The sequence below is a fragment of the Streptomyces sp. NPDC046335 genome, from assembly GCF_055587985.1.
In genome coordinates, this window is record NZ_JBVJFF010000017.1 from 100,459 (window position 1) to 115,188 (window position 14,730).

General features: G+C 71.9%; 12 protein-coding genes. 5 read left to right on the forward strand and 7 right to left on the reverse strand.

All coding sequences use genetic code 11. The features are described 5' to 3' along the window. From ACZ6JY_RS34740 to ACZ6JY_RS34760, 5 genes are all read right to left on the reverse strand, one after another. Complete coding sequence (locus tag ACZ6JY_RS34740) at window positions 1-1,773, reverse strand: VMAP-C domain-containing protein (RefSeq protein WP_469202497.1); 1,773 nt, start codon at window positions 1,771-1,773, stop codon at window positions 1-3. An 8-nt stretch (window positions 1,774-1,781) separates the two neighbouring features. Continuing rightward, complete coding sequence (locus ACZ6JY_RS34745) at window positions 1,782-2,174, reverse strand: CU044_2847 family protein (protein WP_469202499.1); 393 nt, start codon at window positions 2,172-2,174, stop codon at window positions 1,782-1,784. Window positions 2,175-2,295: 121 nt separating this feature from the next. Then, on the reverse strand, window positions 2,296-3,195 hold the full coding sequence (locus ACZ6JY_RS34750) for a class I SAM-dependent methyltransferase (protein ID WP_469202501.1): 900 nt from the start codon (window positions 3,193-3,195) through the stop codon (window positions 2,296-2,298). 75 nt (window positions 3,196-3,270) lie between these two features. After that, a complete protein-coding gene (locus ACZ6JY_RS34755; RefSeq protein WP_469202503.1) occupies window positions 3,271-4,050 on the reverse strand; it encodes a class I SAM-dependent methyltransferase in 780 nt (259 codons plus the stop codon). 8 nt (window positions 4,051-4,058) lie between these two features. Beyond that, window positions 4,059-4,364: a 4a-hydroxytetrahydrobiopterin dehydratase gene (locus ACZ6JY_RS34760; protein ID WP_469202505.1), complete on the reverse strand. Its 306-nt coding sequence runs from the start codon at window positions 4,362-4,364 to the stop codon at window positions 4,059-4,061. 98 nt (window positions 4,365-4,462) lie between these two features. On the opposite strand from ACZ6JY_RS34760, the gene ACZ6JY_RS34765 reads away from it, so the two are divergent. Beyond that, window positions 4,463-5,320 (forward strand): helix-turn-helix domain-containing protein, encoded by an 858-nt coding sequence (locus tag ACZ6JY_RS34765; RefSeq protein WP_469202506.1) that lies wholly within the window; start codon window positions 4,463-4,465, stop codon window positions 5,318-5,320. A gap of 25 nt (window positions 5,321-5,345) precedes the next feature. On the opposite strand, the gene ACZ6JY_RS34770 is transcribed toward ACZ6JY_RS34765, so the two are convergent. Then, window positions 5,346-5,777: a hypothetical protein gene (locus ACZ6JY_RS34770; RefSeq protein ID WP_469202508.1), complete on the reverse strand. Its 432-nt coding sequence runs from the start codon at window positions 5,775-5,777 to the stop codon at window positions 5,346-5,348. Window positions 5,778-6,055: 278 nt separating this feature from the next. Between ACZ6JY_RS34770 and ACZ6JY_RS34775 the strand changes: the two genes are divergently transcribed. The 4 genes from ACZ6JY_RS34775 to narI are packed head-to-tail and all read left to right on the forward strand — an operon-like array spanning window position 6,056 to window position 12,692. Next, on the forward strand, window positions 6,056-9,739 hold the full coding sequence (locus ACZ6JY_RS34775) for a nitrate reductase subunit alpha (RefSeq protein WP_469202510.1): 3,684 nt from the start codon (window positions 6,056-6,058) through the stop codon (window positions 9,737-9,739). Beyond that, the gene (gene narH / locus ACZ6JY_RS34780; RefSeq protein WP_469202512.1) at window positions 9,740-11,398 is read left to right on the forward strand and encodes a nitrate reductase subunit beta; all 1,659 of its coding nucleotides are present in this window, start codon (window positions 9,740-9,742) and stop codon (window positions 11,396-11,398) included. After that, complete coding sequence (narJ, locus tag ACZ6JY_RS34785) at window positions 11,395-11,970, forward strand: nitrate reductase molybdenum cofactor assembly chaperone (RefSeq protein WP_469202514.1); 576 nt, start codon at window positions 11,395-11,397, stop codon at window positions 11,968-11,970. Before narH ends, narJ begins: the two co-directional genes overlap by 4 nt. After that, complete coding sequence (gene narI / locus ACZ6JY_RS34790; RefSeq protein ID WP_469202516.1) at window positions 11,970-12,692, forward strand: respiratory nitrate reductase subunit gamma; 723 nt, start codon at window positions 11,970-11,972, stop codon at window positions 12,690-12,692. The genes narJ and narI overlap by 1 nt, the downstream gene beginning before the upstream one ends. Here narI and dnaK read toward each other — a convergent pair. Next, a complete protein-coding gene (dnaK, locus tag ACZ6JY_RS34795; protein WP_469202517.1) occupies window positions 12,689-14,581 on the reverse strand; it encodes a molecular chaperone DnaK in 1,893 nt (630 codons plus the stop codon). The genes narI and dnaK overlap by 4 nt on opposite strands. Window positions 14,582-14,730 lie beyond the last annotated feature (149 nt).

The window sequence follows — 14,730 nt, forward strand, 5'->3', positions numbered from 1 at the left end:
TCAGGCACTCCCCCTCTTTCCTGATGCGGCCGATACCGCCGTGGAACGGAAACTGCCGTCGCCCGCTCCGCCGGCCGCCGACAGCGGCGGGTCCGGCTTGCCCTCGCCGCCGTCCCAGAACAGTGTCAGCCCGTGTCCGCAGTGCTCGGCGTCGCCCTTGTGCGGTGAACGGGCCTCCTTGCGCAGCCGCATGACCTCGACCGGCAGCCGGTCGGGGTCGAGCGTGGCGACCGCTTCGAGGAGGCGGTCGAGGAACTTCTGTGGCGCGCAGTGCGCGTGGCTGCCGCCGGCGCAGGCGTGGCGCCGCCACAGCATGATCGGCACGCCGGTGTCGAGAGCCGCCGAGAGCCAGTCGGTGGGCGGGGTCGCCGCGTAGGCGAGGGCGCAGAGCTGGTCGTCGGCGTCCAGCCAGTCGTGGAACTCCTCGTAGCCGTACGGCAGTCCGCACTCGACGCGTTCGGGCCGGGTCTCGCCGCGGGCCCGTACGGTCGCCCAGCGCCGCCCCGCGAGATAGGAGGCGAGCAGCGGCTCAAGGCGGTCCAGGTGGCGCACCACCACCGGCACCGTGCGCATGGGCCGGGGGCGCGCGGCGCCCGGCTCGTGGATCTGCCACTCCTCGTACGGTTCGCTCATCAGCCGCTCCGGCACCACGAACTCCAGCATCCAGTCGAGGCCGCGCACCGTGCCGACCTGTTCGGCGAGCAGCGCCTCGGTCTTCGCGCGCAACTGCTGGCGGCGGATGCGCACGGGGCCCGCCCGGCCGACCGGCACACCGTCGACCACCGTCGAGACGGAGAGGTCGATGCCCGCGCCGCGGGTCATCGTCTGGGCGCGGAACACGATGGCCCCGGTGGGCGCGGGCGCCCCCGGCGGAGCCTGGCGGCCATGCGCCGCCTCGTCGTACCGCTCGGGCATCCAGCGCCGCAGCCACGGCCCGGCGTCGACACCGCCGGCGGCGCACAGTCCCGGCAGCAGCCGCAGCAACCGGTCCTCCCCGGTCAGTTCCTCGCCCACGTGCCGGATGGCGTGCCAGGGGGACCGGAAGGCGGGCAGGGCGCGCCGGAAGGTGGGGAACGCGCGGCGGACGGTCAGCTCCAGGGTGGCGGGGTCGACGCGTACGCGGTCGAACAGGGCGCGCAGTTCACGGCGTGGCGCGTCCGGCAGCCAGTCCAGCGGCAGGAGGTCGTCGAGGCCCTCCCAGTGGCGGCGGATGGTGTCCAGGGGCAGCATCCGTCCGACGTGGCCCTCCTGGTCGCCGTCGAGCACCGCGTCGGTGACGATGCCCACGACGAGGTGGGAGCCCGGGTCGTAGACCGCGGCGCCGCTGAAGCCCTCGCCGAGCCGCTGCAGGTGCGGCTGCTCCACGTCGATCTCCAGCCACTCCTGGCCGAGCAGCCGGTCGGCGCTGGTGCGCAGCGTGACGTGGGTGCCGTCCCTCTCGTGACCGAAGGGGAAGCCCAGGGCGCGCAGTTCGTGTGCCGTGCGCTCCTTGCCGGGGTTCAGCAGATCGAGCGGTGCGAACACGCACGGCGTCACGGACAGCGGCTCGCCGAGCTCGACGACGGCCACGTCACCGCGGTCGCCGAGGCGCCGCCAGTCGCCGGTCCACGCCACGGCCGCGGGGCGTGCCTCGGCGACGCCGGGCAGCGTCACCGAGACCTCGCTCAGCCCTTCGACGACGTGGGCGCAGGTGATCAGCCGTGCGCCGTCGACCAGCACGCCCGCCCCTCTGGGGGCGCCGTCGACCGTGCCGATACGGGCACGCCATTGCATGCCCGCCATTATTCGCCCTGCGGGTCCTGTCGTACGCCGCCCTGCGCGGGCACCTCCGCCGGGCGCTCGGGCAGCGGTGGTGTGCGGCGGGTCCAGCTGAGCTTGACCGTCAGGTGGCCCTCCGTCGCCGTCCTCGCGATGACGGCCCCCGCCGCGGCGCTCAGCTTGACGCCGAATTCGAGTTCGATGGTGTCGGGGTCGAGCGACCGCTCGCGGAAGGTGCGCAGGGCGGACATCGCGGCGCCGCGCACGTTGTGCAGGGCCGCTTCGAAGCGGCCCTCGACCTCGTGGATCTCGCCGTGTTCGCCGCGCCGCGACACCGATCTGAATCCGGGGTCCCGGGAGTCCACCTCGACCACGACGGGCCCCTCGTCGGACTCCCATCGCATCAGCTCGGTCACGGGGCGGTTCCTCCTTCGGGGGGCCGCCGGGGCCCTGACGGCCTCCGGCGCTCCCACGAAGTTACGTCAACCGGGAGCGGAAGACCGCCGGTTGCCACGGAAATCCCGCCGGCCCGCGGCGTCAGCCGCTCTTGACCGCCACATGGACCGTCTGGGCCGTCAGCAGGAACAGATCGGAGCGGTGGTGCAGGCTCCGCGGGTCGTCCTTGTCCAGGAGGCGGTCGACGGTGGCGAGGTCGTCGGCGTCGAGGCGGCCCTCGTGCATCTCGCGGCGGCGCGTGAAGTCCACGACCACATGGGCGCGGGCCTTCTCGGAGAGCGGGGCCGGCAGGTCGAGGAGGAAGCTGCGGGTGGCCGCGTGGCGCAGGCCCGCGGCGGTCAGGAGCGCCGGCCAGTCCTCGGTGGCGTCCTTCGAGCCGGGCAGGCCCGAGCGCATCTCGGCGAACCACTCCTCGTCGCAGACGTCCAGGCGGGACAGCAGCCCCGGGCGGCCGAAGCCGATGTCGCGGGGGAGGCAACGGGTGCTCAGGCCGCCCTCCAAGAGGGCGATCACGCCACCGGGGGCGAGGCGCTCGGCGAGGGCGGTCAGCGCCGCGCCCTGGTCGCCCACGTGGTGCAGGGACTTGCAGAGCCACAGGAGGTCGGCGGTGGGCACGTCGTCGACGGCGTCGGGGAGTACCGCGCGCACGGTGCCGAACCGGTCGGCGAGGCCCAGGCGGGACGCGCGGTCACGGGCCCGTTCGAGGAGGGGCTCCTCGGGGTCGGCCGCGACGATCCGCGCCTTCGGGAACGCCTCGGCCAGCCGCATGGAGATGGCGCCGGGGCCGCTGCCGACGTCCACGACCACGCCCGGCTCGTGCGCCCAGCCGCGCAGCCAGTCGGCGGCCTCGTCGTACATCGGCGCGGCGATCTCGGCGTAGCGCTCCAGCATCTCGCCCATGGCCGCCCAGTCCATGTCACCGCCATGCCCGTGGCCATGTCCGTGGCCGTGCCCATGTCCCTGCGCGTGATCGTGTCCCATGCCCCTGCCGCCTCTCGGTTCCGCCCTCGTTCCTGGACGGCTCCAGCGTGCGCGCCGCTCCCTGCTCTCGACCACTCATCTTGCCGGTCCGGCAAAAGCGCCACCCGTACAGGCGGGGCGCCGCTTCCGGAACGCCCGCAGCGCGAACAGCGGGTCGGGGCGCGCCACGTCCTGGTCCGGCAGCCGTGCGAGCGCCGCCGCGAACCGCTCGGCCGCCGGGCCGTCGGGCGGCACCTGGGTGAACCAGCCCCTGCGCAGGTCGTCGACCGTGGAGCGCGGCGAGCGGCCCTGTCCGTGGCCGGGGAAGCAGGCGCGGCCCGCCGGGGCCATGCCGTACTCCGCCGCGTACACCTCGACGGCCTCGGCGCGGTCGACCGCGGGCCGCACGGGACGCGGCGCGAGCACGGCGTCGATGTCGCAGCCCACGTCGTGCGAGGCGGCCTTGTCGACGGTGGTGACGTAGACCCCGCCGGGCCGCAGCACGCGCGCGCACTCGCCGACGACCGAGGCCGTCTCCTCGGGGCCGGGCAGCAGATGCAGCAGCCACACCGTGCAGACCGCGTCGAACGAGGCGTCGGGGAAGGGCAGACGGTGGCTGTCGCCGATGACCACGGCGCCCGGCAGCCTGGCCGCGGCCATGTGCGCCATGCGGTGGGCCCTGTCCACGCCGGTCACCCGCAGTCCCGCGCGCCCGGCGAGCCGCCGGGTGACCAGGCCGGTGCCGCAGGCCACGTCGAGGAGGGTGCGGGCGTCGCCGGGCAGCAGGCCGAGGACGGCGCTCGCGGCGGCCGCCGCGCGGGGCTCGCCGCCCCGGGAGGCGTCGTACCGGTCGGCTTCCTTGCTGTAGTCCAGCATGGCGGCGCCTACTCGGCGCCGTGCAGGGGCGCCAACTCCTCCACCCTGCGGGCGAGTTCGAAGTCGAGCTCGGTGACGGCGCCGCCCGCGCTGTGGGTGTTCACGCCGAGGGCCACGGTGTTGTACCCCAGCGTCGTGTCGGCGTGGTGGCCCAGTTCGTCCTGTGTCCGCGCGATGTGGACGACCAGGGCGGCCGCCGCGAAGTGGGAGGCCAGGCGGTACGAGCGGGTGATCCTGCCGTCGGTGAGGGACCAGCCGGGCAGTTCGGCGAGGCGGTCCTCGATCTCCTTGAGCGAGAGCGGTTCGGGGGTCATGGCCGGCTCCTTCCGCGAGAAGGTGCGCGAGGTACTCGATGAGGCACTTCGCGAGGTCGTCCCACCTTGCCACAACGCGGTTCGACTACCGTCTAGGTATGACAACCGCCGCGCCCGCCAAGGGGAACACCAAAGGCAAGGCCAAGGCCACACACCTCACCAGGGGGAACGCCACCGGCGTGGGGCCGCTGCTGCGCGGCTGGCGCGAGCGGCGCCGGGTCAGCCAACTGGAGCTCGCCCTGCGCGCGGACTCCTCCGCGCGGCACATCAGCTTCATCGAGACGGGCCGGGCACGCCCCAGCGAGGAACTGGTCCTGCGCCTCGCCGACCACCTCGACGTGCCGGTGCGCGAGCGCAACTCCCTGCTGCTCGCCGCGGGCTACGCGCCCCGCTTCAGGGAGACCCCGCTGGAGGACCCCGCGATGGGCACGCTCCGCGAGAGCCTCGACCAGCTCCTGACGGGGTACGAGCCGTATCCCGCCCTGGTCGTCGACGCGGCGTACGACGTCATCGCGGCCAACCGCGGCATCGCGATGCTCATGGAGGACATCCCCGACGACGTCCTGGCGGTGCCCCTGAACGCGATGCGGCTCACGCTGCACCCGCGGGGCCTCGCCCCCAGGATCCGCAACCTCCGGGAGTGGCGGGGCCATCTGCTGCACCAGATGGAGCGGCAGATCGCGCTCCAGCGCTCCGACGCCCTGCGCGCGCTGTACGAGGAGGTGGCCGCGTACCCGGTGGAGGAGCCGGGGGTGGACGCCTTCGATGCGGGGACGGACGTGCCGTACTTCGCGCTGCCACTGCGGATCGAGCACGAGGGGCACGTGCTGTCCTTCATCTCGTCCATCTCGACGTTCAACACCCCGATGGACGTGACGGTCGCCGAGCTGGCCATCGAAACCCTCCTCCCGGCCGACCCGGCGACGGCGAAGTACCTCCAGACACGCATGACCTAGGGCACGGGCGGTCCGAGCGGGCGCCTCAGGAATTGCGCGACCGCTGCGCGCGCAGCGCCGCGTACTGGAGTGCGGCGAAGCCGCCGACGGTCAGGGCCTGGAGCGGGATCCACACCGCGCCCGGCGTGCTCGGCGAGAGCCAGACGGCGAGGGCGACGACGCTGAGGACCGCCCAGACGGTGTTGGCCTCGATCACCGCCCGCACCCCGAACGTCGGCGGGCTCTTGCGGGCGGCGAGGTAGCCGACGCCCGCGCCGAAGACGGCGAGGAAGACGCCGAGCCCGAGCAGCAGCCCCGAGTCGACGCCGAGGAAGCGTCCGAGGGGGCCTGACGCTGCGGCGTAGGCGACACCGTTGCCGGCGGTCACGACCGCGTCGAGGGCGAGGAAGCGGCGCAGCATGGTGGTCGGGTCGGTGGTGCGGGCGAGACCGGCGAGCGGGTACGTCGATGCGGACATGGCGGTGCCTCCAAGCGGCGGGGAACGAGCGGTCGTGGGTCCCGGACCCGGTCCGGAGTGCGCCGGACCGGATCCGGTGAGACCACTCTGTCGCCCCCGCGCCACCGGGTCGATTACGTCCCAGGTAATGCCGCGGGCCCGCCGTACGCCCGAACGGCGTCCGTGCCGGGCGGCATCGGCCCGGCCCCCGCTCCGCAACCCGTACGGCCCCCGCGGAAAGGTGCCGGAGTCCGGCCGCCCCTAGGTTCGGTCCAAGGCATACCTAGGGAGCTCCCACGGTGACAGAGACGACCGAGCCCGCCGCCGCCCTGCTGCGGGCCGGCAGGTTCTTCCGGCGCGGGACCACCGCCCCCGACCTGCACAGCGTGAAGCTGACCGGCGGCCGGGACGCGGACGCCTTCTACCGTGACCGCTGGAGCCACGACAAGGTCGTCAACTCCACGCACGGCGTCAACTGCACCGGCTCCTGCCGCTGGAAGGTGTACGTCAAGGACGGCATCATCACCTGGGAGACGCAGGCGACGGACTACCCGAGCGTCGGCCCGGACCGCCCCGAGTACGAGCCGCGCGGCTGCCCCCGGGGCGCCGCGTTCTCCTGGTACACCTACTCCCCCACCCGGGTCCGCTACCCGTATCTGCGCGGCGTCCTCCTGGAGATGTACCGCGAGGCGAAGGCGCGCCTGAAGGACCCGGTCCTCGCCTGGGCGGACATCCAGGGCGACCCGGAGCGCCGCCGCCGCTACCAGCGGGCGCGCGGCAAGGGCGGCCTGGTGCGGGCGGGCTGGGACGAGGCCGTGGAGATCATCGCGGCGGCGCACGTCCACACGATCAAGACGTACGGGCCCGACCGCGTCGCCGGGTTCTCCCCGATCCCCGCGATGTCGATGGTGTCGCACGCCGCCGGGGCGCGTTTCATGGGGCTGATCGGCGCGCCGATGCTCTCCTTCTACGACTGGTACGCGGATCTGCCGGTGGCCTCTCCGCAGGTCTTCGGCGACCAGACCGACGTACCGGAGTCGGGTGACTGGTGGGACGCCGCGTATCTGATGATGTGGGGCTCCAACGTGCCGGTGACCCGGACGCCGGACGCGCACTGGATGGCGGAGGCGCGCTACCGCGGGCAGAAGGTCGTGGTCGTGGCGCCCGACTACGCGGACAACGCCAAGTTCGCCGACGAGTGGCTGCACCCGCACCCCGGCACGGACGGGGCCCTCGCCATCGCGATGGGGCACGTCGTCCTGAAGGAGTTCTTCGTCGACCGCGCGACGGAGTTCTTCACGGACTACGTGCGCAGGTTCACCGACCTGCCCTTCCTGGTCACCCTGACCGAACGCGACGGCGCTCACGTCCCCGCCAAGTTCCTGCGCGCCACCGACCTCGGCGACGCGGGCGAGGGAGGTGACTGGAAGACGGTGGTGCTCGACGCGAGGACCGGGCACCCCGCGGTCCCCAACGGCTCGCTCGGCTTCCGCTGGACCGAGTCGGGCAAGGGCAGGTGGAACCTGGACCTCGGCGACATCGAGCCGCTCCTCACCCTCCAGGGCTCTCCCGTGGCCGCGGGCGTCGAGGTGGCGCTGCCCCGCTTCGACACCGAGGGCGGCACGCACGGCCAGGGCCGCGGCGATGTGGTGCGCAGGGGCGTGCCCGCCACGCGGCTCGGCGGGCAGGAGGGGCCGCTGGTCACCACGGTGTTCGACCTGCTGCTCGCGCAGTACGGGGTCGCGCGCGAGGGGCTGCCGGGTGAGTGGCCCGCCTCGTACGAGGACGCCTCGCAGCCCGGTACGCCTGCCTGGCAGGAGAGTCTCACCTCGGTGCCCGCCGAGAAGTGCGTGAAGATCGCCCGGGAGTTCGCGGCGACGGCGGAGAAGTCCCGCGGGCGCAGCATGATCCTGATGGGCGCGGGCACCAACCACTGGTTCCACTCCGAGACGATCTACCGCTCCTTCCTCGCCCTGCTCCAGCTCACCGGCTGCCAGGGCCGCAACGGCGGCGGCTGGGCGCACTACGTGGGCCAGGAGAAGTGCCGCCCGGTCACCGGGTGGGCGACGCTCGCGGGCGGCATCGACTGGAGCAGACCGCCGCGGCAGATGATCGGCGCCGCCTACTGGTTCCTCAACACCGACCAGTGGCGCTACGACCGGTTCGCCGCGGACGTCCTCGCCTCACCGCTCGGCGAGGGCCGCTTCGCGGGGATGACGGGCGCCGACTGCCTGGCCCTGTCGGCGCGCGTCGGATGGATGCCGTCGTACCCGACCTTCGACCGCAACCCCCTGGACCTCGCGTCGGCGTCGGACGATCCGGTGAAGGACGCCGTCGAGGAGCTGAAGGCGGGCACGCTCAAGTTCGCCTGCGAGGACCCGGACGCCCCGGAGAACTGGCCGCGCGTCCTCACCCTGTGGCGTGCCAACCTCCTGGGGTCGTCCGCCAAGGGCGCCGAGTACTTCACCAAGCACCTGCTCGGCACGCACTCCTCGCTGCGTGCCGAGGAGGCGGCGCCCGGCGAGCGGCCCTCCACGGTGACCTGGCACGAGGAGGCGCCCGAGGGGAAGCTCGACCTGCTGGTCTCGCTGGACTTCCGGCAGACGTCCTCCACGCTCCTGTCCGACGTGGTCCTCCCGGCGGCGACCTGGTACGAGAAGCACGACCTCTCCACCACCGACATGCACCCCTACGTGCACTCCTTCACCCCGGCCGTCGACCCGCCGTGGCAGGCGCGCACGGACTTCGACACCTTCCACGCCATCGCGGACCGCCTCAGCGAGCTGTCGGTGGACCACCTGGGCGTGCGCAGGGACCTCGTGGCCACCGCCCTCCAGCACGACACTCCGGGCGAGACCGCGCAGCCCGGCGGGGTCGCCCTGGACTGGCGCAAGGGCGAGTGCGAGCCGGTGCCGGGGAAGACCATGCCGAACCTGGCGGTCGTGGAGCGCGACTACACCGCGGTCGGCGCGAAGTTCGCCGCGCTCGGCCCGCTGGTGGAGCGGCTCGGGCTGCCCGCCAAGGGCATCGCGCTCCACCCCGACAGGGAGGTCGAGGAGCTGCGGCAGCGCAACGGCGTCGTACGCGGCGGTCCGGCCGACGGCCGCCCGGCCCTGGACACCGCGGTGAAGGCGGCCAACACGATCCTCGCCCTGTCGGGGACGACCAACGGGCGCCTGGCGACGCAGGGCTTCCACACCCTGGAGGAGCGCACCGGGCAGGAGATGGCGCACCTCGCCGCCGAGCACGAGGGCAAACGCGTCACGTACGCCGACACGCAGGCGGCGCCGGTGCCGGTGATCACCTCGCCGGAGTGGTCGGGCAGCGAGTCGGGCGGGCGGCGCTACACGGCGTTCACGCTCAACACCGAGCACCTCAAGCCCTGGCACACCCTGACCGGGCGCCAGCACTTCTTCATCGACCACGACTGGATGCACGAGCTGGGCGAGGCGCTGCCGGTCTACCGGCCGCCCCTGGACATGAACCGCCTCTTCGGGGAGCCGAGGCTCGGCCCCGACGGCGAGAAGGAGGTGACGGTCCGCTATCTCACCCCGCACAACAAGTGGTCGATCCACTCCGAGTACCAGGACAACCTGTTCATGCTGTCGCTGTCGCGCGGCGGGCAGTCCATCTGGATGGCGCCCCAGGACGCCGACGCGATCGGCGTGCGGGACAACGACTGGATCGAGGCGGTCAACAGGAACGGCGTCGTCGTGGCGCGGGCGATCGTCTCGCACCGCATGCCGGCCGGGACGGTCTACATGCACCACGCCCAGGAACGCACGGTGAACGTCCCCAAGGCGGAGACGACCGGCAGACGCGGCGGCATCCACAACTCCCTGACCCGTCTGATCCTCAAGCCGTCCCACCTCATCGGCGGCTACGCGCAGTTGTCGTGGGCGTTCAACTACCTGGGTCCGACGGGCAACCAGCGCGACGAGGTGACGGTCATCCGCCGCAGGTCACAGAAGGTGGAGTACTAGATGCCCCGTGGCGAAGCCACCCAGCGACGCGTGATGGCACAGATCGCGATGGTGATGAACCTCGACAAGTGCATCGGGTGCCATACCTGCTCGGTGACCTGCAAGCAGGCGTGGACCAACCGCGACGGCATGGAGTACGTCTGGTTCAACAACGTCGAGACCCGACCGGGACAGGGCTACCCGCGCCGCTACGAGGACCAGGAGAAGTGGCGCGGCGGCTGGGAGCTGAACAAGCGGGGCGCCCTGAAGCTGAAGAACGGCGGCCGGATCAAGTCGCTCCTGGAGATCTTCTCCAACCCCAAGCTGCCCGAGATCAAGGACTACTACGAGCCCTGGACGTACGAGTACAGGAACCTCACCGACGCGCCGCTCGGCGACGACTACCCGGTGGCCGAGCCGCGCTCGCTGATCTCCGGCAAGCCGATGAAGATCGAGTGGTCGTCGAACTGGGACGACAACCTCGGCGGCGCCACCGAGCACGGCCACCTGGACCCGATGGTCGCCAAGGTCCGCCAGCAGGCCGCGGACAAGGTGAAGTTCGCGTTCGAGCAGACCTTCATGTTCTATCTGCCGCGGATCTGCGAACACTGCCTCAACCCGTCGTGCGTGGCGTCCTGCCCTTCGGGGGCGATGTACAAGCGCGAGGAGGACGGCATCGTCCTGGTCGACCAGGACCACTGCCGCGGCTGGCGCAAGTGCGTGACGGGCTGCCCGTACAAGAAGGTCTACTTCAACCACCGCACCGGCAAGGCCGAGAAGTGCACCATGTGCTACCCGCGCGTCGAGGTGGGCCTGCCGACGGTCTGCTCGGAGACCTGCGTGGGGCGCCTGCGCTACCTCGGGGTGATCCTGTACGACCCCGACAAGGTGACGGCGGCGGCCTCCGAGCCCGACGACCGGAAGCTGTACGAGGCGCAGCTCGGCGTCTTCCTCGACCCGGCGGACCCGCGGGTGCGCGCGGAGGCCGAGCGGTCCGGCATCCCGTACGACTGGATCGAGGCGGCGCGCCGCTCCCCCGTGCACGCGCTGATCAGCACCTACAAGGTGGCGCTGCCGCTGCATCCGGAGTACCGCACCATGCCGATGGTCTGGTACATCCCGCCGCTGTCGCCGGTGGTGGACGCCCTCAACGAGACCGGGCACGACGGCGAGGACGCAGCCAGCCTCTTCGGCGCGATCGACACCCTGCGCATCCCCCTCGAATACCTCGCGGAGCTCTTCACCGCGGGGGACGTCGGCCCGGTGCGGGCCTCGCTGGAGAAGCTGGCGGCGATGCGCGCGCACATGCGGGCCATCAACCTCGGGGACGCGCCCGAGGCCGCGGTGGCGGAGTCGGTGGGGATGACGGGGCCGCAGATCGAGGAGATGTACCGCCTGCTCGCCATCGCCAAGTACGAGGAGCGTTACGTCATCCCGACCGCGGCCGTCGCGGACGCGCGGCACCTGGAGGAGTCGGCCGTCCCCGACACGTGCAGCCTCGACCACCAGGACGGTCCGGGGATGGGCGGCGACGGTCCGTTCGGCCAGGACTCCGGCGGCCGGAAACGGCTGCCCCTGGTCACCGTCGAGAACTTCCACGTGCTGCGGAAACGGCAGACCGCCGACGAGCAGCCGAGCGCCGCCGAGAAGGCCGACGCCACCACGGAGGACGACCGGTGACCGGCCACGACGCCGTGCTGTACCAGGCCGCCGCGCTCTGCCTCGCCTACCCCGACGAGGAGTTCCACGAGCGGCTGCCCCTGATCGGGGCCGCCGCCCCCGCGGAACTCGCCGGCTTCCTCTCCTACGCCGCCACGACGGAGCCCGGTGAGCTGGCCGCGCACTACGTACGGGTCTTCGACTTCAAGAACCGGCACAGCCTGTATCTGAGCTGGTGGCGGGAGGGCGACACCCGGCGGCGCGGCATGGCCCTGGTCCGCTTCAAGGAGGTGTACCGCGCGCACGGCCTGGAGTTCAGCGGCGAGGAGCTGCCGGACTTCCTCCCGGTGGTCCTCGAGTTCTCCGCGCGGGCGGGCCCGGAACTGCTCCTGGAGCACCGCGGCGGCCTCGAACTGCTGCGCCTGGCCCTGCACGAGGCGGACACGCCGTACGCCGCCGTCCTGGAGGCGGTGTGCGCGAGCCTGCCGGGGCCCTCGCCCAAGGACCGCGCCGAGGCGCTCGCGCTCGCCCGGTCGGGGCCGCCGCGCGAGGACGTCGGCCTCGAACCCTTCGCACTCATCGGGGAGCACTGATGAAGACCCTGCTGTGGGGCGCCCTGCCGTACATCGCCTTCGTGCTGCTCGTCGCGGGCACGGTGTGGCGCTACCGCTACGACAAGTTCGGCTGGACGACCCGCTCCTCGCAGGTCTACGAGTCCAGGCTCCTGAACATCGCCTCGCCGATGTTCCACTACGGCATCCTGTTCGTCCTCGTCGGCCACCTGGTCGGTCTCTTCCTGCCCATGTCCTGGACGGACTGGTTCGGCGTCAGCGAGCACAGTTACCACCTGTTCTCGCTGTACGGGGGCACGGCGGCCGGAGTCCTGCTCGTCCTCGGCATCCTGCTGCTGCTCTACCGGCGGCGGACCAACACGCCCGTCTTCCGCGCGACGACCGCCAACGACAAGCTGATGTACCTGGTGCTGTTCGCGGCGATCGTCCTCGGCATGGTCGCCAAGCTGGCGCATTCCTCCGGTGACGGCTACAACTACCGCGAGTCCATCGGCCCCTGGGCCCGCAGCCTGTTCACGCTGCGGCCCGACATCGACCGGATGACGGGCGTGCCGGTGCTGTACGAGATCCACGCGGTGGTGGGCATGGTGCTGTTCGCGCTGATCCCGTTCACCCGGCTCGTGCACATGTTCAGCGCGCCCGTGCAGTACCTGTTCCGGCCGTACGTGGTGTACCGGAGCAAGGACCCGAGCCGGGTGGGGTCGCGGCCGGAGCGGCGCGGCTGGGAGCGGACGGGGTCCTAGGCGGTGCCTCCCCTCCCGCCCTTGTCCTGGTCCTCCTCGTCCACGATCTCGGCTTCCACCACGCCCTCCTCGGTGGCGGAGCCGGGGGCGGCGTCGGCGGGGGCGCTCTGTTCCTGGGCCGCGCTTCCCGCGTTCGCGTACAGGGCCTGGCCCAGCTTCTGGCTGACCGTGGCGAGCTTCTCGGCGCCCGCGCGCAGGGCCGCCGTGTCGTCCGCCCTGTTCTTGAGGGTGTCCTTCAGCTCGGCCGCCGCGGCCTCCACCTCGGTCTTCGTCTCCGCCGGGACGTTCGCCAGGTTCGCGGCGTTGTCGGCGAGGAACCGCTCCGTCTGGTACAGGAGCTGCTCGGCCTGGTTGCGGGTCTCGGCGGCCTCGCGCCGCCTGCGGTCCTCCTCCGCGTGCTCCTCGGCCTCCTGGACCATGCGGTTGATGTCGTCCTTGGGCAGCGCGGAGCCGCCGGTCACCGTCATGCGCTGCTCACGCCCGGTGGCCTCGTCCTTGGCCGAGACGTGCATGATTCCGTTGGCGTCGATGTCGAAGGTGACCTCGATCTTGGGGACGCCGCGCGGGGCGGGCGGCAGACCGGTCAGGTCGAAGACGCCGAGCTTCTTGTTGTACGCGGCGATCTCCCGCTCCCCCTGGAAGACCTGGATGCCGACCGACGGCTGGTTGTCCTCGGCGGTGGAGAAGGTCTCCGAACGCCGGGTGGGGATGGTGGTGTTGCGCTCGATGAGCGTGGTCATGATGCCGCCCTTGGTCTCGATGCCGAGGGACAGCGGCGTCACGTCCAGGAGCAGCACGTCCTTGACGTCGCCCCGGATCACCCCGGCCTGGAGGGCCGCGCCGAGCGCCACCACCTCGTCGGGGTTGACGCCCTTGTGCGGTTCCTTGCCGGTGAGTTCCCTGACCAGTTCGGTGACGGCGGGCATCCGCGTCGAGCCGCCGACCAGGATGACGTGGTCGACGGCGGAGAGCTCGACGCCCGCGTCCTTGACGGCCTGGTGGAAGGGCTTCTTGCAGCGGTCGAGGAGATCCGCGGTCAGCTCCTCGAACCGGGCGCGGGTCAGTTTCTCGGCCAGGTGCAGCGGGCCGTCGGCCGAGGCGGTGACGTAGGGGAGGTTGATGTCGGTCTCGCTGGACGAGGAGAGCTCGATCTTGGCCTTCTCGGCGCCCTCGCGCAGGCGCTGGACCGCCATCTTGTCCTTGCCGAGGTCCACGCCGTGCGCGTTCTTGAACTGCCGCACCAGGTGCTCGACGATCCGCTGGTCCCAGTCGTCGCCGCCGAGCTGGGTGTCGCCGTTGGTGGCCTTCACCTCGATGACGCCCTCGCCCATTTCGAGGAGCGACACGTCGAAGGTGCCGCCGCCGAGGTCGAAGACGAGGACGGTCTGGTCGTCGCCCTTGTCGAGGCCGTAGGCGAGGGCGGCCGCCGTGGGTTCGTTGATGATGCGCAGGACGTTCAGGCCCGCGATCTCGCCGGCCTCCTTGGTGGCCTGGCGCTGGGTGTCGTCGAAGTGGGCGGGGACGGTGACCACCGCGTCGGTGACGTCCTCGCCGAGGTAGGACTCGGCGTCGCGCTTGAGCTTCTGGAGGACGCGCGCGGACAGTTCCTGCGCGGTGTAGCGGGTGCCGTCCACGGAGCCGCTCTCCGGGAAGCGCCAGCCGCTGTCGCCCATGTGGCGTTTGACGGAGCGCGCGGTGCGCTCCACGTTCGTGACCGCCTGCCGTTTGGCGACCTCGCCCACCAGGACGTCGCGGTTCTTCGCGAACGCGACGACCGACGGCGTGGTGCGCGCGCCCTCGGCGTTGGCGACGACGGTGGGCTCACCTCCCTCCAGCACGGCCACCACTGAGTTCGTCGTCCCGAGATCGATCCCGACCGCACGTGTCATGGTCCAGTCCCTTCCGCCGCGAGCTCACGTCCCCCGCATCCAGGTCTACTCCGTACTCCATCACAAAACTTGAGCGGCACCTTGTCAATGCCCCGACACGACAATGCCGCCGCCCCGGGGCGGGACGGCGGCATCGTCGACGGCGTCGC

What these genes read in the sequence shown, in the direction of transcription:
- narI (WP_469202516.1), top strand. Translation starts at nt 11,970, where the DNA reads ATGAAGACCCTGCTGTGGGGCGCCCTGCCGTACATCGCCTTCGTGCTG.
- dnaK (WP_469202517.1), bottom strand. Translation starts at nt 14,581, where the DNA reads ATGACACGTGCGGTCGGGATCGATCTCGGGACGACGAACTCAGTGGTG.
- ACZ6JY_RS34770 (WP_469202508.1), bottom strand. Translation starts at nt 5,777, where the DNA reads ATGTCCGCATCGACGTACCCGCTCGCCGGTCTCGCCCGCACCACCGAC.
- ACZ6JY_RS34755 (WP_469202503.1), bottom strand. Translation starts at nt 4,050, where the DNA reads ATGCTGGACTACAGCAAGGAAGCCGACCGGTACGACGCCTCCCGGGGC.
- ACZ6JY_RS34765 (WP_469202506.1), top strand. Translation starts at nt 4,463, where the DNA reads ATGACAACCGCCGCGCCCGCCAAGGGGAACACCAAAGGCAAGGCCAAG.
- ACZ6JY_RS34740 (WP_469202497.1), bottom strand. Translation starts at nt 1,773, where the DNA reads ATGCAATGGCGTGCCCGTATCGGCACGGTCGACGGCGCCCCCAGAGGG.
- ACZ6JY_RS34750 (WP_469202501.1), bottom strand. Translation starts at nt 3,195, where the DNA reads ATGGGACACGATCACGCGCAGGGACATGGGCACGGCCACGGACATGGC.
- narH (WP_469202512.1), top strand. Translation starts at nt 9,740, where the DNA reads ATGCCCCGTGGCGAAGCCACCCAGCGACGCGTGATGGCACAGATCGCG.
- ACZ6JY_RS34760 (WP_469202505.1), bottom strand. Translation starts at nt 4,364, where the DNA reads ATGACCCCCGAACCGCTCTCGCTCAAGGAGATCGAGGACCGCCTCGCC.